The sequence below is a fragment of the Mesorhizobium sp. M1348 genome (assembly GCF_040317925.1).
Taxonomy (GTDB): domain Bacteria; phylum Pseudomonadota; class Alphaproteobacteria; order Rhizobiales; family Rhizobiaceae; genus Mesorhizobium.
On record NZ_JAMYLH010000005.1, the window covers coordinates 314,120 to 332,925 of the forward strand.

The window sequence follows — 18,806 nt, forward strand, 5'->3', positions numbered from 1 at the left end:
GCGCGACAACCGCGGCCTCCGGAGTCCTCGCTTGCGATGTCTGCTTTCAGGACGCGGCGAAGCTGATCTCTACGACCGAAATGAGGCGCAAAGCAGCCATTCAGGATTCGGTGTGCGAAGGTCAACGTCGGGCTCGTATCCAAACGTTGGCTCTCCCCCGCCCTACCCTTCGCCCGACAGATCGCGCCGCGCCTTGTCGAGTTCTTCGGCATAGCGGCGCATCAGATGACCTTCGGTCAACAGCCCGACGTCCTTGCGATCTGTGAAATCCTCGACCACCGCGAATCCCCTCGGCGCCGGCACTGGAAGGTCTCTGCCGCCGATTGCACGTTCGGCACCAGCAGCGATTCGTTCAAATTGGCGAACGACAGCACCGCCGATTGCGCCAAAGTGCCTCCGGCTAATAAGGGCTATGTCTTGACTGACCTACTAACGAACCCTGCCGAATGCGATCTTCGGCAAGTCGATGCTCTTTCGGTGCATGCCGCTATCGCGAGAGGACGCGAATCCGGCTCTGGAACTCACCACGATCGACATAGCATCCGCGCAGATGTCGCCGCCCGGTGTTCGGGTTGAACGATTGGCGGCCATGCAACACCCGGCGATTGTCGAAGACCGCCATTTCGCCGGCCTTCAGGCGGTAGGCTATCTGGAAACGCGGCCCGCGGATCATCATCATCAGCTTGCGATAAGCCCCATAAAAGGGCGCGCATAGCTCGGAGGGAAGGTCGATGACATCGACAAGATGGGCGTTGAACCGCAACTCCGTCACTTCCCCGTTGCGTCGAGTTACAATCACGGGAAACCTGCCCCGCAAATCGTAGTTTTCATCGTGAAAACGATAGGGGATCTCGACCTCGCACAACAGGCGGTAGGCTTCCGGATCTTCCGCCTGTAGCGCGGCGACGACCGCAAACCCGTCGGCCAAGATCGATCCACCACCCTCAGCGTCGTTTGCGATACAATGCAGGAACTGGTAGCCGGGCGGCACCTCCTGGTTGGCGAGATCGGTGTGTAGCGGCAAGGCGACCGGCGTATAGGCCAGATTGTTCGGGTTCGGCATCGACACGACTTCGAACATCGCGCCAAAATTTGTCTGGCGCAGGAAACCAATCCGCTCGGCCGCACGCCGCCCCGCGTCGGGATCATCGTCAAGCCCATCGACGATGGAGAGCCCGTATGCAGCCGTTGCCCTCAGCCAAGCGAGCAGATCGTCATCGCTTTGCAAGATGTCTCCGGCGGCGTGACGCGGTATGGTTTCAAGATCGACCGAGGCGTCCCAGAGTTTCGGAGCGATGTCGGCCGGATCGTCCCGCTTTCTGCCGGGACGGTAGGACTCAAAGAACTGGCTCGGGAATTCCTCCTCAGCCTGGTCGTTCTGCCAGACAATGCCCACAGCGCTGCCCCTGTTCCGCACGCTGATGGGTCTGAGCGAGGGGTCTACGCTGGTCAGATCGAAAGTTCGTTCTTCGGTCTGCGGGTGAAACGCCGATGGCGCATTGTCCTTTAGCCAAAGCCAGGGATAGCAGACTGTTTCGCCCGACACGAAAGTCACGGCAAGCGCGGTCTCCCGGGCCTCCACGGAAAGCAGGGTATTCATGATGATGTCTCTCTGAACACAGAATTTGATTTTCAGGTTGGATCAGGCCCGCAGGCCATCAACCCAACGGTGGTGGCCACCACAAGCTCGGCTTTCCATAGCGATGGGATCCGGGATTTCTGTTCGGTTCTTCGAGCACGCCATCTCCAGGCGGAATCTGGCTCCAGATGAAATCTGGTTCAAAGCCACCGCGATGGTAGCGATCATTCGCCGGCGGTGTCCAGCTAAATGCAGCGGGATCGCCATCCCCTCTCGGCTACCCCTCGCCCGACAGATCGCGCCGCGCCTTGTCGAGTTCTTCGGCATAGCGCCGCATCAGATGGCCTTCGGTCAGCAAACCGACCACCTTGCGGTCGGTGAAATCCTCGACCACCGCCAATTCCTCGGCGCCGGCGCGCTGGAAGGTCTCGGCCGCCGACTGCACGTTCATGCTCGGCACCAGCACCGCATCTCTGAATTTGGCGAAGGACAGCACCGGCATCTCGTCATCCGACAAATGGCTGTGCAGTTCGGCGACGATCAGCACGCCGAGATAATGCAGGTCGGCGTCGACCGCGATGACGCGCTGCGAGGCACCGAGCGGCACCTGCTTGCGGAATTCCGCAAGCGTCGTCGAGGCGTCGATGGTGCGGACATCCTTTCGCATCATCGAGCCGACAGTCAGGCTGCGCATCCAGCCGACGTCATGGGCGCTGCGGATGGTTTCGCCGCGCAGGTGAAAGCGCCATGTCGAGAAGGAATAGCCGAACGTTTCGCGCACCAGGATCGCCGCCATGAGCGAGGCGGCCAGCACCACGCCGGTCAGCGTCAGGTCGCGGGTCGATTCCAGCGCCAGGAAGGTCATCGTCAACGGGCCGCCGACGACGCCGACGGCGAGCGAGGTCATGCCGACGACGGCGGCGACGGCGGGATCGATGCCGGTCGCCGGCGAGACGAATGCCATCGCGCCGGCAAACATCTTGCCGAGCAGCGCGCCGAGGAACAGCGAGGCAAAGAACAGGCCGCCACGGAAGCCGGAGCCGAGCGAGATCGCCGACGCCGCCAGCTTCAGCACGAAGACGCTGGCCACTACGGCCAGCCCGTAATTCATCGCGAATTCGCGGTGCAGCGCGCCATGGCCGCTGGACAGGACTTGCGGCGTGACCAGCCCCAGCAGCCCGACCATCACGCCGCCGATGGCGGGGCGCAGCGAGGCGTCGATCGACAGCCTGGCAAAGAGGCGCTCGATCAGGCTCACCAGATGCATGATGGCGATGGAAGCACCACCGCCCAGAAGCCCGAGCAGCATGAACGGCAAATACTGGCTGACGGTGAGCTGCGGCAGGCCGGCGAGCTCCAGCGGAAACGGCACGCCGCCAAACACCTCGGCGGTCAGCGAGGCCGAGATCGCGGCGGCCATCACCGGCGCGACATTGGCGACCGAATAGATGCCGATGACCAGCTCGAAACCGTAGAAGGCGCCGGTCAGCGGCGCGTCGAAGGCGGCGGCGATCGCGCCGGCGGCACCGCAGCCGACGAGGATGCGGACATCGTTGCGGCGCAGCCTGAACAAGCGCGCCAGCCGCGACGCCAGGCCCGAACCCACCTGCGTATAGCCGGCCTCGAGCCCGACCGAAGCGCCGAAGCCGCTCGAGATCATCGTCTGCCCGGCGATGATGAAGGTGTCGGTGAGCGACATGCGGCCGCCATAAAGCGCGTTGGCTTCGATCGGATCGACCGGCGTGCGGAACTTCCGCTTTCTCAGCCAGATCACCGTCAGCCCGAGCAGGATGCCGCCGATCGCCGGTATCAGCGCCTGCTCCGGCCTTTGCAGCGAAAACATCGCTGAAAGCCGACCGCCGGGCTGAACGCCGAACATAAGCCCATGCAGGACCTGCACCAGTCCGCTCATGCCGGTGACCAGCGCACCCGCCATCACCCCGACCAAAGCCGCCAGAATGACGACGGCGATGCCGCGCGCCTCGAGCAGCGGGATCGATCGGATCAGCACCGCGCGCAACCGGCGGGCATAGACTTGCGGTTCGTTTCTGGAAAGCACCAGGGCGGCTCGCCGACATCAAAGGGGAGTGGTGCCTGATACGCCCGGCGGCTTCGCATGGCAACAATGCCGGCCGCCGAGGTGTCATGCCCGCGTGATGCTGCGGCGATAAAGCCCATCTTCGGCTCGGGGAACTGCGTTGACGTAAACGTCAACCCGAAGCTATATGCGCCGGCGGCCGTGGCTGTAAAACCAGGCAAGCGGCTTCGGCCAGGTCGGAGCGCCGGCGCGCGACAAACGCAACCAGACGAGGAGAACCGCCATGAGCGTTCAGGAGATTGCCGACAACATCAGGTCGCGCGTGGCGAGTGCCGGGTTCGATCGCTCCGTGAAATTCGACACCGGCAGCGACGGCGTCATCGTCATCGACGGCGCCGATGTCTCGACCACCGATGCGCCGGCCGATTGCACCATAAAGCTGTCACTCGACGATTTGGACTCGCTGATATCAGGCGATCTCAACCCGACCATGGCCTTCATGTCCGGCAAGATAAAGGTCGAAGGCGACATGACAGTCGCCATGGCGCTCAGCCAGTTGATCGGCTGATCCAGTTAAGGCGAAACAAGCCGCCGCGATCGGCGGCTTGTTTCGAACCATCAGGCAGCGAGCGGCAGTCTCTGCGCCTTCAGTTTGCGCCCGGCCGCCTTCAGCGTGCCTTGCGCGCCGTCGAGCGCGCCGACAACCAGTTCCCGCACCAGCAGACGGTGCCGCTCGTAAGGCCCCGGCATGGCCAGCGAGCCGGTCTTTGCGGCCGAAAACCCGAAGCGCTCGTAATAGGGCGCGTCGCCGACCAGCAGGATCGCCGCATGGCCAAGCCGCTCGGCCTCAGTGACCGCATGGCGCATAAGCGCCGAGCCGATGCCTGCATTCTTGAACGCCGGGTCGACCGCAAGCGGGCCGAGCAGCAGCGCTGCCTTGCCGCCCTCGCCCAGCACCACGTCCCACAGCCGCACGGTGCCGGCAACAGTGCCCGACGCATCGCGCGCGACAAAGGCCAGGCCCTCCGAAGGCCGGCGGCCGCGCCGCAGCTTTTCCGACGACTTTTTCCGGCGCTTCGGCCCCATGGCGCGATCGAGCAAAGCCTCGCGCGCGCCGGCGTCGGCGGCGGTTTCGGCAGTGATGACAAAAGCGCCGGCAATCTCCCCCCTCGAGGGGGAGATGTCGCCACAGGCGACAGAGGAGGTCGGCACGTCCTGACGCGACACCCTATCGTAGGCCAAGAACGTCGGCGCTTCACGCGCGGCGACCCCCTCTGGCCACTTCGTGGCCATCTCCCCCTCGAGGGGGGAGATTCCCGCGGCGCCTTCAACAATGAAATCCAAAACGTCCATTTCCGCGATCCTTCACGAGCGGATTGTTCCACAGGCGAGCCCGGGCGGGCGACAGGCGCCCACCTCGGATGATCTGACCGGTTCTTTCGAACCGTCAGATCACGTAGGATCGGAGAGGCTCGAAGCCGTTGAAGGCGACCGAGGCGTAGGTCGTCGTGTAGGCGCCGGTGCCCTCGATCAGCACCTCGTCGCCGATGGTCAGCGACAAGGGCAGCGGATACGGCGTCTTTTCGTACATCACGTCGGCCGAATCGCAGGTCGGGCCGGCGAGTACGCAAGGCGCGGTCTCGCTGCCGTCATGCGCGGTGACGATCGGATAGCGGATCGCCTCGTCCATGGTCTCGGCGAGACCGCCGAACTTGCCGATGTCGAGGAACACCCAGCGCACATTGTCGTTGTCGGCCTTCTTCGAGATCAGCACGACCTCCGACTTGATGACGCCGGCATTGCCGACCATGCCGCGGCCCGGCTCGATGATCGTCTCGGGGATGGCGTTGCCGAAATGCTTCCTGAGCGCCGAGAAGATCGCCTGGCCATAGGCCTGCGCCACCGGCACATCCCTGAGATAGCGGGTCGGGAAGCCGCCGCCCATATTGACCATCTTCAGCACGATGCCTTCGTCGGCCAGCGTCGCGAACACCTTCTTGGCGTCGGCGAGCGCGCGGTCCCAGGCGGTCAGGTCGGTCTGCTGCGAGCCGACATGGAACGACACGCCATAGGCGTCGAGGCCGAGCGCCTTGGCATGGCGCAGCACGTCGACCGCCATCGCCGGCACACAGCCGAACTTGCGCGACAGCGGCCATTCGGCGCCCTCGCCGTCGGTCAGGACGCGGCAGAACACGCGAGCGCCGGGAGCGACGCGGGCGATCTTCTCGACCTCCTCGACGCAGTCCACCGCAAACAGCTTGATGCCGAGCTGGTAGGCACGCTGGATGTCGCGCTCCTTCTTGATGGTGTTGCCGAAGGAGATGCGGTCCGCTGGCGCACCGGCGTCCATCGCCATCTCGACTTCGGCAACGGAAGCGGTGTCGAAGGACGAGCCCATCGCAGCAAGCAGGCGCAGGATTTCCGGCGCCGGGTTTGCTTTCACCGCATAGTAGATCTTGGAATCGGGAAGCGCCTTCTCGAAGGCGCGGAAATTGTCGCGCACGACATCGAGGTCGACGACAAGGCACGGGCCGTTCGGACGTCGGGTGGCGAGAAAGTCAAGGATGCGCTGGGTAGCCATCGGGGTCTCTCCATCAGCGCCTTTCGGCGCGCACAAAGGCTTGCGGACGCGGGCTCTCGGCCTCGCGAACACGCGGTGGACAAAGGCGGGACGGAAATCCATGGAACCAGCCGGTGGAGACCCCGGAACCATGAAGCGCCGTCTCGCGGCGGTGAACCTTGGCCTTGCCCGGCCTCGGTTCGCTTTGTCTGCCTTGGCTTGGATGGGAGACCCGTCCGCACTGCCGGCAATGAAGGTGTGCCTCTTCAGTAACCCCGGTCTTTGGACGACCGGCAGAACACCAGAAAGGCCCGCACCGTCGTTGCTTCAAGGTGTCCTCGGTTGGCGGTTGGCCGCTAAACCGACTGGAGGGGTTGGCTCCAGTTACCTTACCGATTGCCCTCACCATTCGAGGATCGGCGGACACCCACAGGCACGTGCGACTTTGGGCAAGCGCGATATAAGATCGAAAGATTTCACAATCAATAAAAATCGTATGGCAGGTTGTAAAATTTGTGGCATCGAACAATGCTGCGGCAACCAGAAGAACAATGCTGCGGCAAGCACATCCGGATATCGAACGCATGACAGGCACTCGTGGCCCGCTGAACGCTTTGCTCGACCTTGATCAAACCCCTGTAGCCGATACGAAATCCGGCCCGCTTGCCGGCTTGCGGCTTGCCGTCAAGGATATCTTCGACGTCGCCGGCTACCGCACCGGCTGCGGCAATCCGCAGAGATACCGGGAGGCTTCGCCGGCCATGGCGACCGCGCCGGCCGTCCAGGCGCTGCTTGATTCGGGCGCGCGCTTCGTCGGCAAGACGCAGACCGATGAGCTGGCGTTTTCCCTGCTGGGGCTGAACGCGCATTTCCCGTCGCCGGTCAATCCGGCGGCGCCCGACCGGGTCACCGGCGGCTCATCCTCGGGTTCTGCCGCGGCGGTTGCCGGCGGGCTTGCCGATATCGCCACCGGCTCCGACACCGGCGGCTCGATCCGTGCGCCGGCAAGCTTCTGCGGCCTGGTCGGCCTCAGGACGACGCATGGCCGCATCCCGCTCGACGGCACCATGCCGCTGGCCCCTTCGCTGGACACGTTCGGCTGGTTCGCAAGCGACATCGTCATCTACGAAAAGGTCGGCACGGTGCTGCTCGGCGATGATCCGCATTCCCACGAACTGGCACGCCCCGTCACCCTCGCTGCGCTGGACGGCCTTGTGCTCGGCCCGCACGAGGCCGACGAATATCGCGCCATGCTCCGCAGTGTCTCGTCGGTGCTGGGCGCGCCGCGCAGCGTCGGCCCGCTGTCGCATTCGACCGACGATCTCTATTGGTGCTTCCGCAAGCTGCAGGGCTATGAAGCCTGGCAAAATCACGGCGCCTGGATCGCCGGCGGCGACCGCATGCTGGGACCCGGGGTCAAGGAGCGTTTCGAGCACGGCGCGACAATCGACGTGGCAACCGCGCATCGCGAAACGGAACGTCGCGTTTCGTTTCGACTCGAGCTTGCCGGCCTGCTTGGCGATGACGGCGTTCTTGTGCTTCCGACTGTTCCGGGTGCCGCGCCGCTTAAGGCCGCATCATTCGACGATTTGCAGACCTATCGCGAGCGCGCGCTGAGACTGCTATGCCTTTCCGGCCTGTCCGGTTTTCCGCAAATCACGCTGCCGCTCGGCAAGACCGGCGGGGCGCCGTTCGGTCTTTCGCTGCTCGGCCCGAAGAACAGCGACCGGCAGTTGATTGCGCTGGCCGCCCGCATCCTTTCAGCCCACCAAGGAGGCGCATGACATGGATACGCTGACCCGCATGCGCGCCTTCATCGACGTGGTCGAGGCCGAAGGCTTTTCGGCGGCGGCGCGCAAGATCGGCCGCTCGAAGGCGCTATTGTCGAAATATGTGCGCGAGTTGGAGGACGAGCTCGGCGCGCTGCTGCTCAATCGGACGACCAGGCAGTTCTCCCTGACCGAGGCCGGCCACACCTATTACCGGCGCGCCTCGGAGATCGTGCGCGAGGTCGACAACCTGGCCGATGCCGTGCGTGAATCCTCCGGCGACGTGCGCGGCAGGATCAAGCTGTCGGCGCCACGTACCTTTGCCGACGCGCCGATCGGCCAGTCGCTGATCGACTTCGCCAAGCAGCACCCCGATATCGTCCTCGACATCCATCTCGACGACCGTTTCGTCGATCTGGTCGAGGAGGGTTTCGATCTGGCGGTGCGCATTTCGCGGCTGGAAAATTCCTCGCTGATCGCCAGGCGTCTGGCGCCATTTTCGGTACGGCTTTGCGCGTCTCCCGAACTGATCGCCAAGCACGGCATGCCGGTCAGGGCGCAAGACCTTGCCCGCGTGCCTTGCATCATCGACACCAATGGCCGCTGGCTCACCAACTGGCCGTTCAAGGGCGACAGCGGCGATACGGTGAGCGTTTCGGTTTCCGGCCCGATCGAGGTCAACAGCCCGATGGCGGCAAGGGCCGCTGCCGTGGCTGGATTGGGATTTTCCATCCTGCCGGATTTCATCGCCGCGCCCGACATTGAAAACGGCAGGCTGGTGACTGCGCTGGATGACCGCATCCTGCCCGGCGGCGGCATCTTCGCCGTCTATCCGCACCGGCGCTATCTGCCTGCAAAGGTTCGCGTTTTCGTCGACTTCCTGGTGCAGTGGTTCAAGACGCTGGACAACGCATGAGCTTTCAGCCGCGTTGCGGTCCCATTTTCGCCCGCTTTCTGGTAACTGTCGGCAATTCACCGAAGCCGATTGAATCGCGACCGAGAATGCACCTGAAACAGCAAGCAATGATGCTGGCTTCGGCCTTGACCGCGACGTTTGCCGCCGTCGGACCGGCTGAGGTGCATCCCCACGTCTTTGCCGAGGCCCGCCTCGAAGTGGTCCTTAGCCCGGATCACCAAACTGTGAAGGCATTGCGCCATGTCTGGCGCTTCGACGATTTGTTTTCGAGCACAGTGATGATGGAGTTCGACAAGAATTCCGACCTGAAACTCGACGACAAGGAGTTGAAGGATGTTGCCGACACCGTCCATGCCTCGCTTGCCGAATTCAACTATTTCCAGCTCGTCACCGTCGACGGCAAGGACGTGGCAATGACCCCGCCGCCGCATTTGATGGCCAATTTCGACAATGACCAGTTGATCATCCTGTTTGAATCCGAACCGAAGGTGCCGATCAAACTGAGCGGCAAGATAGATATCGGCGTCTACGACCCGACCTTCTACACCGCCATCGATTTCACCGAGGATGCCCATCTGCAGGTCGATGGATTGCCGCCGACCTGCACCAGCAAGGTTGTCCGCCCGAATCCGGATGAGGCGATCGCCCAGAACCAGAAGACCCTGACCGACGCGTTCTTCAACGATCCGACAGGCACCGACATGAGCAAGATCTTTGCCACCAAGCTTGAACTGACCTGTCAGCCGGAAGGATAGATCCAGTGACCAAACCGTCCCTGCGTTTGGCATTCGGTCTTCTGGCCGTCGCCTTTGTGATGACGCACTTTCTCGGCTCCGCCCACGCCCAGAGCTCACTCGGCATCGGCACCAATGACGGCATGGCTCCAACCGCCACCGGCCCGTTCGCCCACATCCTGATGTGGATCAATCTGCGCCAGCAGGAATTCTATCATGCGCTTGCCGGCGCGATGAAGGCGATGCGCCAGGACGGCAGCAAGTTGTGGCTGCTCATCGGCCTGTCCTTTGCCTATGGCATTTTCCACGCCGCCGGCCCCGGTCACGGCAAGGCGGTGATCTCGTCCTACATGGTGGCCAATGAAGTGGCGCTCCGGCGCGGTATCATGTTGTCCTTCGTCTCGGCCCTGCTGCAGGCGCTGACCGCGATCGTGGTGATGCTGGTGGCCTATTTCGTGCTGCGCGGCACTTCTGTCTCGATGACCGACGCGGCATGGTTCCTCGAAATCATGAGCTATGTCTTCGTCACTCTGTTCGGCGCCTGGCTGCTGTGGCGCAAGGCCGGCCCGGCAATCCTTCGCCTGTTCGGGGCAAATCCCGGCTACAGCCTCTCGGCTGCCCACGCCGGCCATTCACATGCCGGCCATTCACATTCCGCGCATGCCCATGCGGCACATTCCCATGCGCTTCATGCCCACGACCACCACCACGCCCATGCCGCACACGGTCACCACAGCCATGCCGCGGGCGAGGTCTGCGAGACCTGCGGGCATTCGCACGCGCCCGACCCGGCGCTGCTTTCCGGCGATCGCTTCGATTGGCGCACGGCCTGGTCGGCGGTGGCTGCCGTCGGTATCCGCCCCTGTTCCGGCGCACTGATCGTGCTGAGCTTCGCCTTGCTGAATGGGCTGTGGTTCGGCGGCATCCTGTCGGTGCTGGCCATGGCGCTCGGCACCGCAATCACCGTCTCGGCCCTGGCGACGCTTGCGGTGACCGCCAAGAACTGGGCGGTGTATTTCGCCGGCGACGGCCGCATGGGCAACCGCATCCACTCCTTCGTCGAGATTGGCGGCGCCGCCTTCGTCTTCCTGTTCGGCCTGCTGCTGCTTTCGGCCAGCCTGACTGGCGCCTGACCTCGTTGCGTCCGATCAGGGCGCGTTAACTAGGGATCTTGCCACCCAACTCATCCTCGATATGGACGCGGATGATGTCGTCGAAGCTCGTTTCAGCGGCAAAGCCAAGCTCCCTCGAGCGCCGCGCCTCGAAGCGTGTCGGCCAGCCCTTGACGATCGCCCAGATCGTCTCGTCGGGCGCCTCGCGGATCGGTTTCACCGCCTTGGCGCCGGCGACGCGTTCCAGCGCTTCGATCTGCTCGCCGACACTGACGGCGACGCCCGGCATCGTCAGGTTGCGGCGCGGGCCGACGGCGGCACCGTCGATCTGAGCCGCATGGATCAGGAAATTCACCGCCGAACGCGGGCTGGCGTGTGTGTGGACGACCGAGCGCGGCACCGGCAGGATGGCTTCATGGCCGCTCAGCGGTTCGCGGATGATGCCGGAGAAGAACCCTGAGGCCGCCTTGTTCGGCTTTCCCGGCCTGACGCAGATGGTCGGCAGCCTGATGCCGATGCCGTCGAAGAAACCGCGGCGCGTATAGTCGGCAAGCAGCGCCTCGCCGATCAGCTTCTGCGTGCCGTATGAGGTCAAGGGCGTCGGGTGGAACTCGTCCGGAATGATGTCGGGAAACGGTGCTCCGAACACGGCGATCGACGAGGTGAAGACGACGCGTGGCGTATAGGCGGCTAAGCGGATGGCATCGAACAGCGCCCTTGTGCCGTCGAGATTGACGCGGTAGCCGAGATCGAAATTGGCCTCCGCCTCACCCGACACCACGCCGGCGAGATGGAAGATCACGTCAGGGCGCGGCGCGACCAGATTTGCCGTCGCCCCGGGCGCTGCGAGGTCGCTGGTGTGGACGCTGATGCTGACGCCTTCGAGGACCGGCGCCTGCGGCGGCACGATGTCGTGAAGGTCGAGCGCGGCGATCTTGCGGCCGCCGAGCGTCCCGTCCTTGGCCAGCCTGGCGATGAGCTTGCGGCCGACCATGCCTGCCGCGCCGGTAATCAGAATGCGCATGTCACTTTCCCTTTTTGCGCTGGCTGCGGCTACGCAGCCAGAACACGACGAAGATTGCCACCATGAAGATCGCGGCGACGACGCCGGCAAGCACCGTCGAGACCTTGCCGACAGCCAGCATCACGGTTGGAAGATAATAAGCAGCGATGCCGAACAGCAGCAAAATCCAGGCGGCGCCGATCGCCGCATTGCGGGTGTCGCGGTCCATTATGCGGCCCGAGAGTAGCGGGAGTTCATGTCGATCGTTGCCAATGCCCAGAACTCCCGAAGTCAGTGATAGTGGCCACGGTGTTGTGCCGTATCATGCGCATGCTCGTGCTCGTCATCATGCTCATGGCTATCGGCACATTGGCCGAATTCCGGTTCGACCGTGGCATGGGCTATGCCATGTTCCGCCGCAAGCCGCTTCTTGATCGCGCTGACCGCCATATGCGCATCGACGCCGTCATTGAGGCAGGCATGCAATGTCGCCATGTTGCTGGAGCCGTCGAGCGACCAGACATGCATGTGATGCACCTCGCGCACGCCCTTGACCGAGCCTTCGATGTCCCTCGCGATCAGGTCGCGGTCGAGGCTCGCAGGCACGCCCTCGAGCAGGACGTGGGCAGCCTCGCGCATCAGCGACCAGGCCGTGGACAGGATCAGCAGCGAGACCAGGATCGACAGAATCGGATCGATGGGCGTCCAGCCCGTCGCCAGGATCACCAGCGCCGCGACGATCGCCGCCGCCGAGCCGAGCAGGTCGCCGAGTACGTGCAGCATGGCACCGCGCATGTTCAGGCTGCCGCGGTCGCCGCCATGCAGCACGTAGAACGAGCCGAGATTGACCAGCAGGCCGGCGATCGCCACGACCAGCATCGGCCCGCCGAGCACCGGAACCGGCGCTTGCAAGCGGCCCCAAGCCTCGTAGACGATCCACAGCGCGATTGCGAAGATGGCGATGCCGTTGGTGTAGGCGACCAGCGTCTTGACCCGGCCGAAGCCGTAGGTGAGGCGCACGGTCGCCGGCCGGCTCGCAAGATGAAAGGCATACCAGGCAAGGCCGAGCGCGACGCAATCGGCAAGCATATGGCCGGCATCCGCCAGCAGCGCCAGTGAGCCGGTGAAGATGGCGCCCAGCGTCTCCGCAACCATGAAGCCGGCGGTCAGGCAAGCAGCGATCAGCACGCGCTTCTTGTCGGTCGAGCCGTGCACATGACCTGCGCCATGGCTGTCGTCATGCCCTTGCGAAGCGTGGTCGTGGATATGCGCCATTCTATGAGCCCTTGCTAGGCGCCGAACTCGGCGCGAATATCCTCGAGCCGCCGCCTCTGCTGGCCATCGCCGTCGAAATTGGCCGGATCGAGCCACGCCTCATAGGCTCTGCGCAGATCAGGCCACTCCTTGTCGATGATCGAATACCACGCGGTATCGCGGTTTTCGCCCTTGACCACAAGATGTTGACGGAAAATGCCCTCGAACTTGAAGCCGAAACGTTCCGCCGCGCGCTTCGACGGCTCGTTGCGATTGTTGCATTTCCATTCGTAACGGCGGTAGCCAAGCTCGTCGAAGACGTACTTCATGAACAGGAACTGCGCTTCCGTCGCCGCCGGCTTTCGCGAGATCAGCGGGCCCCAATAGATGTTGCCGATCTCGATGACGCCGTAGGTGGCGTCGATGCGCATCAGCGTCTGGCGCCCGGCGACCTTGCCGCTGGCCTTGTCAATGACGGTAAAGAACAGCGGGTCCTCGCTGGCTTCGACCTTGTCCAGCCACGGCTGGAAATCGGCGCGGGTCTGGGGCGGGTAGTCGAACAGCCAGGCGAAGCGATCGCCGGCATCGGCCACCGACGAGGCCTCGAACAGGCCGTCGCCGTGCTTTTCGGCGTTGAGCGGCTCCAGCCTGACAGTGCGCCCTTCCAGCACCTTGCGTCCAGGCCGCGGGCGCGGTTGCCAATTCTCGAGATTTTCCGACACCGAAAACTCCAATCCGTTTGACTTTTGCGGGCGGACGCTCACAAAAACGCACGCTCGCTGAAAGAACCACACGGACGGGAAAAATGCTCCACACGATTTCGGCCTTCGACCGCCTCGGCGAGGAAAATGCGTTCGCGGTGCTGGCGCGTGCCACTGCACTTGCCCATCAGGGCCGCGACATCGTCAATCTCGGCATCGGCCAGCCCGACTTCAAGACGCCGCAGCATATCGTCGAGGCCGCGATCAAGGCGCTACGCGACGGCCATCACGGCTATACGCCGGCCAACGGCCTGCTGGCGACGCGCGAAGCGGTGGTACGCCGCACGCTGGCCACTACCGGCGTCGAAGTCTCGCCCGAAGCGGTGATGATCCTGCCCGGCGGCAAGCCGACCATGTTCGCGGCCATCCTGATGTTCGGCGAGCCGGGTGCTGAAATTCTCTATCCCGATCCCGGCTTTCCGATCTACCGCTCGATGATCGAGTTCACTGGCGCTGCCCCCATCCCGGTGCCGATGCGCGAGGAGAACGGCTTTGCCTTTTCGGCTGCGGAGACCTTGGCGCTGATCACCCCGAGGACCAGGCTGCTGATCCTCAACTCGCCCGCCAATCCGACCGGCGGCGTCACGCCGCGAACCGAGATCGAGAAGCTGGTCAAAGGGCTGGAAGCGCACCCGGACGTGGCCATCCTCTCCGACGAGATCTACGACGTGATGACCTATGACGGCGAGACACATTGTTCGCTGCTCGCCTTCCCCGAGATCCGTGACCGGCTGATCGTCCTCAACGGCTGGTCGAAGACCTGGGCGATGACCGGCTGGCGCATGGGCTGGTCGATCTGGCCGAACGGCGACAAGGGCGCGCATCTCTACGACAAGGTGCGCAAGCTGGCGGTCAATTGCTGGTCCTGCGTCAACGCGCCGAGCCAGTATGCCGGCATAGCCGCCATCGACGGCCCGCAGGACGACGTCGACAGGATGATGCGCGCCTTCGACCGCCGCAGGAAGGTCGTGGTCGAGGGGTTGAATGCCTTGCCCGGCGTTTCCTGCATCACGCCGAAAGGTGCTTTCTATGCCTTCCCCAATGTTTCAAAAACCGGCTGGAAGGCCAAGAAGCTCGCCTCGGCGCTGCTCGAGGATGCCGGCGTGGCGCTAATCGGCGGCCCCGATTTCGGCATTCTCGGCGAAGGCTATGTCAGGCTGTCCTACGCCAATTCCGAGGAGAACATCCTGCGCGCGCTGGAGCGGATCGAGGCGTTCCTGGCGAAGTGAGGACGCACGACCGACGCAAGGAGACGCCAGATGTTCTATGCCATTCTTGCCTATCACGAGGAAGAAGCGATTACGGCGCTGACGCCGGAGCAGGATGCGGCGCTGATGACCGATCTTCTCCAGATCAACGATCGGCTGTACCGGCAAGGCACCCTTGGGCCGGCGGCGCGGCTCGGCGCGACACAAGACGCCTGTACCTTGCGCGGGCCAGGCACCGGAATGGTTGTCGACGGACCCTTCGCCGAGACCAAGGAACAATTGCTGGGGCTCTATGTCGTCGACTGCGCCAACCGTGACGCCGCTGTCGACATTGCGCGCGACCTTCGCCGCGTCAATCCGACCGCGGTCTACGAAATCCGTCCGATTTCGCTCTATCTTCCCGGCGTGCCGCTTCCGGTCACGCGACCCTGATTTAGGACCGGGTGAGACTAATTTAGCCTCGCCCGACAAACGGCATCTTGGTCGCCATCACGGTCATGAACAGCACGTTGGCGTCGAGCGGCAGGCTGGCCATATGGAGGACGGCGTCGGCGACGCGCTCGACATCCATCACCGCTTCGGCGGCAATGGTGCCGTTGGCTTGCGGCACGCCGACCGTCATCGCTTGCGCCATGTCGGTCAGTGCGTTGCCGATGTCGATCTGACCGCAAGCAATGTCGAAGGGCCTGCCGTCCAGCGCCAGCGTCTTGGTCAGTCCGATGATGGCGTGCTTGGTCGCCGTATAGGGCACCGAGCCCGGCCGTGGCGCATAGGCCGATACCGAGCCGTTGTTGATGATGCGGCCGCCCATCGGCTGCTGCCTGCGCATGGCGCCGAAGGCGGCGCGAGCACACAGAAACGAGCCGGTGAGATTGACCCCGACGATGTCGTTCCACACCTCGACCGGGATATCGTCGATCAATGTCGATTTGTAGCTCGTGCCGGCATTGTTGAAGAGCAGGTCGACGCGCCCGAAAGCCGCAGCCACCGTCTCGAACAGATCGTCGACCTGATCGGCCTTGCTGATGTCGCAGGCGAAGGCCAATGCCTTGGCCTGCGTCGGCCCGGCGGCGGCAATCGCCTCCTCCAGCACCGGCTTGCGGCGGCCGCAGAAGACCGTGTTCCAGCCGGTCTTGAGCAGCGCCGTGGCGACGCTCTTGCCGATGCCCGTGCCGGCGCCGGTGACGATGGCGGTTTTATAGTCGGTCATGGCTGTACTCCCTGAAAGGGATGAGCCATCGCAAATGACGGGAACCATGGCAAGCCGGCCCAAAGCCTGTGCTCACAAAAAGGGCGGCCATTGGCGACCGCCCCTGATCCGAACCGGGCTTGGGAGGAGGAAAGCCGATCCGACTGCCTGAATCATGCGCTCACCGGATTAACGAGAAGCTAACGCCAATGGCGCACCGGGTCTCCGCCGCCCAACCTTCAAGCTACCAGCGCGAGCCTGCGACCGGCTTGGCCGTGCTGCCCGCTGCCGGCACCTTCGCCGCCGTCACCGTCGCCTCGACATGATCGACCAGCGCGTCCGGCAGGCCGAGACGGCCGGCAAGCAGGTCGAGATAGCCGCGTTCGGCCCGCGTGTCCGGATCGATGGCAAGACGCGAGGCGGTGTAGAGTTCCAGCTTTTGCGCATCGGTCTTGGCGCCGGCGATCAGCACATCCAGATCGAGCGGTGCCTCCAGTTCCGACATCAGGAATTTCTCCGCTTCGGCGCCGACGCCGGCGAGGCTGAGCTTGCCGGCGATCTTCTGCCGCTCTTCGTCATCGACGTGGCCGTCGGCCTTCGCCGCCGAGATCATCGCCCTGACCAGCGTCAGCGTGAATTCGTCTTCGCCCTGCGGCGCTTGCGACGGATGGAAGGCGGTATCAGCCGGCGGCGGCAGCAATTCCGGTTCGCCGGCAGCTTGTGTCTCGGCTGGCGCGTTGCCGTTCTTGTAGTTCTGGTAGGCCTTGTAGGCGAGGCCGCCGATCGCAGCCAACCCACCAAGCTTCACCGCCGCACCGGTAACCTGACGGCCCGGGCCGGTTCCGAGCAGCACCGCGGCCAGCGCACCGGCGGCAAGCGGATTGTCCTTGGCCATCTGCACCGCCTGCCCGGCCTTGTCGCGGACAGTCGATCCGGTACCGGGAACCTGCGAGCCGAGCAGATCGTCGAGGAGCTTCTTGGGATCGAACATCTATGCCTCCAGAATTGGCCCGGCCGAAGGTGCGCGGGCAGGTTTGCACGTCGAAGACCTAGGTCCCGCAGTTTGACATTACAATGACGGCGTACATCCTTTTGCCCGCTGCCACGCATGACCTCGCACCGGCATCTGCTGGGATTTCACGCGGAAATCACAGTGCTGCAGCCTCCTTCCGCGCCCAAAAAAACACGCGGCGCTCTGGACATTGGACGTGTCGAAACCGCCCCCGACTTCGACTAATGTCGCGGCATGTCGCTTGAGAGGAGCCTGGCATGACCGATGAGACAGACCGCCAGCCGGCACGCGATCCCCAGGAGCTGGAGCGCCTGCTGATTTCGCGGCAGTGGGTCGGAGACATTGACGGCATGGCGGCGCTTTTTGAGCCGCATGCAGTCATCGACAGCGGTGGCGAACAACTAACGTTCGGCCGCGAAGCCATCCGAACGCTGTTCGCGGAGATCACCGCAACCGGCCGAAAATTTCAATCCGGAGATCAGCGTCCGGCTGTCATCAGTGGCGACCTGGCGCTCACCTCGACCCGGCTTCCCGACGGCACGATCACTACCGAGGTCGCGCGCCGGCGGAACGACGGGACATGGCTGTGGGTCATCGATCGCTTCTCTGTTGCTTGAAGCTAACTTCCGATGTGGCGGTCGCCGCGTGCTTGCGCCAGCTCGACCTGGCGCTGGCGCTCGGCATAACGGGAGCGATCTTCGTCCGAGCGGGCATCGAAGCAATGCGGGCATGAAACGCCGGTGGCATATTTCGGCGACAGCCGGTCTTCTGCCGCCAGCGGATGCCGGCAGGCGCGGCAGAGTTCGGCCTCGCCTTCGAGCAGCCCGTGCGACACCGAAACGCGCTCGTCGAAGACGAAGCATTCGCCTTGCCAGAGGCTCTGTTCGGCGGGCACGTCCTCGAGATATTTCAGAATGCCGCCCTTGAGGTGGAACACATCCTCGAAGCCGAGCGACTTCACGTAGGCCGTCGCCTTCTCGCAGCGTATGCCGCCGGTGCAGAACATGGCGACCTTGCGCCCCTCGAGCTCATGCCGATGCTGCTCGACCCAGGCCGGGAATTCGCGGAAGCTGGTGGTGGTGGGATCGACAGCGCCCTTGAAGGTGCCGAGCGACACCTCGTAGGCGTTACGCGTGTCGATGACGATGGTGCCTGTATCCGAGATCAGTGCGTTCCAGTCAGCTGGCGCAACATAGGTGCCTGCACCTGCCGCCGGATCGATATTCTCCACGCCCATGGTGACGATCTCGCGCTTCAACCGCACCTTCATGCGGTGGAACGGCATCGTTGCGGCGTTGCTGTATTTGATCTCGAGGCCGGCGAGACCGTCGATGGATTCGAGATGATCGATGAGCGCGGCGATTGCCGATTCACTGCCGGCGACCGTGCCGTTGATGCCCTCACGCGCCAACAGCAGCGTGCCTTTGATGCCGCGTGCGCAGCAGAAGGCGGCGAGCGGCGCTCGCAGCACCTCGAAGGTGTCGAGCCGGGCGAAGCGGTAAAGCGCGGCAACGCGGAAGGCTTGGCTGGGCAGTGTCATCACCAAGCCACTAAACGCTCACGACAGCCGGATCAAGGCAGAGCCGGGAGCGGTCTTACCGCGGGTGCGTTTCGACACCACGCGTGACATCGCGACACGCCGCGTTTCGTGGACAGAAAAACCGCCTTCTG

19 protein-coding genes are annotated in these 18,806 nt (G+C 63.9%); 8 read left to right on the forward strand and 11 right to left on the reverse strand.

Features of this window, described 5'->3' with window-relative positions; translation table 11 throughout:
- Positions 1-487: 487 nt before the first annotated feature.
- Positions 488-1,600 (reverse strand): TauD/TfdA family dioxygenase, encoded by a 1,113-nt coding sequence (locus NKH13_RS12315; protein ID WP_352713461.1) that lies wholly within the window; start codon positions 1,598-1,600, stop codon positions 488-490.
- A gap of 256 nt (positions 1,601-1,856) precedes the next feature.
- The gene (locus NKH13_RS12320) at positions 1,857-3,638 is read right to left on the reverse strand and encodes a chloride channel protein (RefSeq protein WP_352912613.1); all 1,782 of its coding nucleotides are present in this window, start codon (positions 3,636-3,638) and stop codon (positions 1,857-1,859) included.
- 262 nt (positions 3,639-3,900) lie between these two features.
- Here NKH13_RS12320 and NKH13_RS12325 point away from each other — a divergent pair, with 262 nt between their 5' ends.
- On the forward strand, positions 3,901-4,185 hold the full coding sequence (locus NKH13_RS12325) for an SCP2 sterol-binding domain-containing protein (RefSeq protein ID WP_352664381.1): 285 nt from the start codon (positions 3,901-3,903) through the stop codon (positions 4,183-4,185).
- A gap of 50 nt (positions 4,186-4,235) precedes the next feature.
- Here the strand turns inward: NKH13_RS12325 and NKH13_RS12330 are convergent, their stop codons facing one another.
- A complete protein-coding gene (locus tag NKH13_RS12330; protein ID WP_502908334.1) occupies positions 4,236-4,799 on the reverse strand; it encodes a GNAT family N-acetyltransferase in 564 nt (187 codons plus the stop codon).
- A gap of 265 nt (positions 4,800-5,064) precedes the next feature.
- The gene (gene odc2, locus NKH13_RS12335; protein WP_352576081.1) at positions 5,065-6,198 is read right to left on the reverse strand and encodes an ornithine/lysine decarboxylase; all 1,134 of its coding nucleotides are present in this window, start codon (positions 6,196-6,198) and stop codon (positions 5,065-5,067) included.
- Positions 6,199-6,761: 563 nt separating this feature from the next.
- Here odc2 and NKH13_RS12340 point away from each other — a divergent pair.
- The 4 genes from NKH13_RS12340 to NKH13_RS12355 all read left to right on the forward strand — a co-directional run bounded on the left by NKH13_RS12340 (position 6,762) and on the right by NKH13_RS12355 (position 10,729).
- A complete protein-coding gene (locus NKH13_RS12340) occupies positions 6,762-7,961 on the forward strand; it encodes an amidase (RefSeq protein ID WP_352912614.1) in 1,200 nt (399 codons plus the stop codon).
- A gap of 1 nt (position 7,962) precedes the next feature.
- Positions 7,963-8,862, forward strand: a complete 900-nt coding sequence (locus tag NKH13_RS12345) for a LysR family transcriptional regulator (RefSeq protein WP_352912615.1) — start codon at positions 7,963-7,965, stop codon at positions 8,860-8,862.
- 86 nt (positions 8,863-8,948) lie between these two features.
- Positions 8,949-9,617, forward strand: a complete 669-nt coding sequence (locus tag NKH13_RS12350; protein WP_352713476.1) for a DUF1007 family protein — start codon at positions 8,949-8,951, stop codon at positions 9,615-9,617.
- A 5-nt stretch (positions 9,618-9,622) separates the two neighbouring features.
- Positions 9,623-10,729: a nickel/cobalt transporter gene (locus tag NKH13_RS12355; RefSeq protein WP_502908333.1), complete on the forward strand. Its 1,107-nt coding sequence runs from the start codon at positions 9,623-9,625 to the stop codon at positions 10,727-10,729.
- Positions 10,730-10,754: 25 nt separating this feature from the next.
- Here the strand turns inward: NKH13_RS12355 and denD are convergent, their stop codons facing one another.
- From denD to NKH13_RS12375, 4 genes are all read right to left on the reverse strand, one after another.
- Positions 10,755-11,732: a D-erythronate dehydrogenase gene (denD, locus tag NKH13_RS12360; RefSeq protein ID WP_352912616.1), complete on the reverse strand. Its 978-nt coding sequence runs from the start codon at positions 11,730-11,732 to the stop codon at positions 10,755-10,757.
- 1 nt (position 11,733) lies between these two features.
- The gene (locus NKH13_RS12365; RefSeq protein ID WP_031211377.1) at positions 11,734-11,940 is read right to left on the reverse strand and encodes a hypothetical protein; all 207 of its coding nucleotides are present in this window, start codon (positions 11,938-11,940) and stop codon (positions 11,734-11,736) included.
- Between the two features lie 62 nt (positions 11,941-12,002).
- On the reverse strand, positions 12,003-12,986 hold the full coding sequence (locus NKH13_RS12370; RefSeq protein WP_352713482.1) for a cation diffusion facilitator family transporter: 984 nt from the start codon (positions 12,984-12,986) through the stop codon (positions 12,003-12,005).
- A gap of 14 nt (positions 12,987-13,000) precedes the next feature.
- On the reverse strand, positions 13,001-13,687 hold the full coding sequence (locus tag NKH13_RS12375; protein ID WP_352713485.1) for a GNAT family N-acetyltransferase: 687 nt from the start codon (positions 13,685-13,687) through the stop codon (positions 13,001-13,003).
- Positions 13,688-13,770: 83 nt separating this feature from the next.
- Here NKH13_RS12375 and NKH13_RS12380 point away from each other — a divergent pair, with 83 nt between their 5' ends.
- On the forward strand, positions 13,771-14,955 hold the full coding sequence (locus NKH13_RS12380; protein WP_352713487.1) for a pyridoxal phosphate-dependent aminotransferase: 1,185 nt from the start codon (positions 13,771-13,773) through the stop codon (positions 14,953-14,955).
- A gap of 30 nt (positions 14,956-14,985) precedes the next feature.
- Positions 14,986-15,366, forward strand: coding sequence for a YciI family protein (locus NKH13_RS12385; protein ID WP_352912617.1), 381 nt, complete (start codon positions 14,986-14,988; stop codon positions 15,364-15,366).
- Between the two features lie 22 nt (positions 15,367-15,388).
- Here the strand turns inward: NKH13_RS12385 and NKH13_RS12390 are convergent, their stop codons facing one another.
- Positions 15,389-16,144 carry an SDR family oxidoreductase gene (locus NKH13_RS12390; protein ID WP_352912618.1) on the reverse strand — a complete coding sequence of 252 codons (756 nt, stop codon included), beginning with the start codon at positions 16,142-16,144 and terminating at the stop codon, positions 15,389-15,391.
- A 223-nt stretch (positions 16,145-16,367) separates the two neighbouring features.
- Entirely contained in the window at positions 16,368-17,114 is a 747-nt protein-coding gene (locus NKH13_RS12395; protein WP_352488764.1) for a tellurite resistance TerB family protein, read from the reverse strand.
- Between the two features lie 278 nt (positions 17,115-17,392).
- Here NKH13_RS12395 and NKH13_RS12400 point away from each other — a divergent pair, with 278 nt between their 5' ends.
- Positions 17,393-17,752, forward strand: coding sequence for a YybH family protein (locus NKH13_RS12400; RefSeq protein ID WP_352912619.1), 360 nt, complete (start codon positions 17,393-17,395; stop codon positions 17,750-17,752).
- 2 nt (positions 17,753-17,754) lie between these two features.
- On the opposite strand, the gene trhO is transcribed toward NKH13_RS12400, so the two are convergent.
- Complete coding sequence (gene trhO / locus NKH13_RS12405; RefSeq protein ID WP_502908332.1) at positions 17,755-18,675, reverse strand: oxygen-dependent tRNA uridine(34) hydroxylase TrhO; 921 nt, start codon at positions 18,673-18,675, stop codon at positions 17,755-17,757.
- Positions 18,676-18,806: the final 131 nt, after the last annotated feature.

Excerpts from the sequence above, each read along its gene's own strand:
- NKH13_RS12400 (WP_352912619.1), top strand. The coding sequence starts at position 17,393 with ATGACCGATGAGACAGACCGCCAGCCGGCACGCGATCCCCAGGAGCTG.
- NKH13_RS12385 (WP_352912617.1), top strand. The coding sequence starts at position 14,986 with ATGTTCTATGCCATTCTTGCCTATCACGAGGAAGAAGCGATTACGGCG.
- NKH13_RS12380 (WP_352713487.1), top strand. The coding sequence starts at position 13,771 with ATGCTCCACACGATTTCGGCCTTCGACCGCCTCGGCGAGGAAAATGCG.
- NKH13_RS12340 (WP_352912614.1), top strand. The coding sequence starts at position 6,762 with ATGACAGGCACTCGTGGCCCGCTGAACGCTTTGCTCGACCTTGATCAA.
- NKH13_RS12345 (WP_352912615.1), top strand. The coding sequence starts at position 7,963 with ATGGATACGCTGACCCGCATGCGCGCCTTCATCGACGTGGTCGAGGCC.
- NKH13_RS12365 (WP_031211377.1), bottom strand. The coding sequence starts at position 11,940 with ATGGACCGCGACACCCGCAATGCGGCGATCGGCGCCGCCTGGATTTTG.
- NKH13_RS12325 (WP_352664381.1), top strand. The coding sequence starts at position 3,901 with ATGAGCGTTCAGGAGATTGCCGACAACATCAGGTCGCGCGTGGCGAGT.
- trhO (WP_502908332.1), bottom strand. The coding sequence starts at position 18,675 with ATGACACTGCCCAGCCAAGCCTTCCGCGTTGCCGCGCTTTACCGCTTC.
- denD (WP_352912616.1), bottom strand. The coding sequence starts at position 11,732 with ATGCGCATTCTGATTACCGGCGCGGCAGGCATGGTCGGCCGCAAGCTC.
- NKH13_RS12350 (WP_352713476.1), top strand. The coding sequence starts at position 8,949 with ATGCACCTGAAACAGCAAGCAATGATGCTGGCTTCGGCCTTGACCGCG.
- NKH13_RS12315 (WP_352713461.1), bottom strand. The coding sequence starts at position 1,600 with ATGAATACCCTGCTTTCCGTGGAGGCCCGGGAGACCGCGCTTGCCGTG.
- NKH13_RS12395 (WP_352488764.1), bottom strand. The coding sequence starts at position 17,114 with ATGTTCGATCCCAAGAAGCTCCTCGACGATCTGCTCGGCTCGCAGGTT.
- odc2 (WP_352576081.1), bottom strand. The coding sequence starts at position 6,198 with ATGGCTACCCAGCGCATCCTTGACTTTCTCGCCACCCGACGTCCGAAC.
- NKH13_RS12370 (WP_352713482.1), bottom strand. The coding sequence starts at position 12,986 with ATGGCGCATATCCACGACCACGCTTCGCAAGGGCATGACGACAGCCAT.
- NKH13_RS12390 (WP_352912618.1), bottom strand. The coding sequence starts at position 16,144 with ATGACCGACTATAAAACCGCCATCGTCACCGGCGCCGGCACGGGCATC.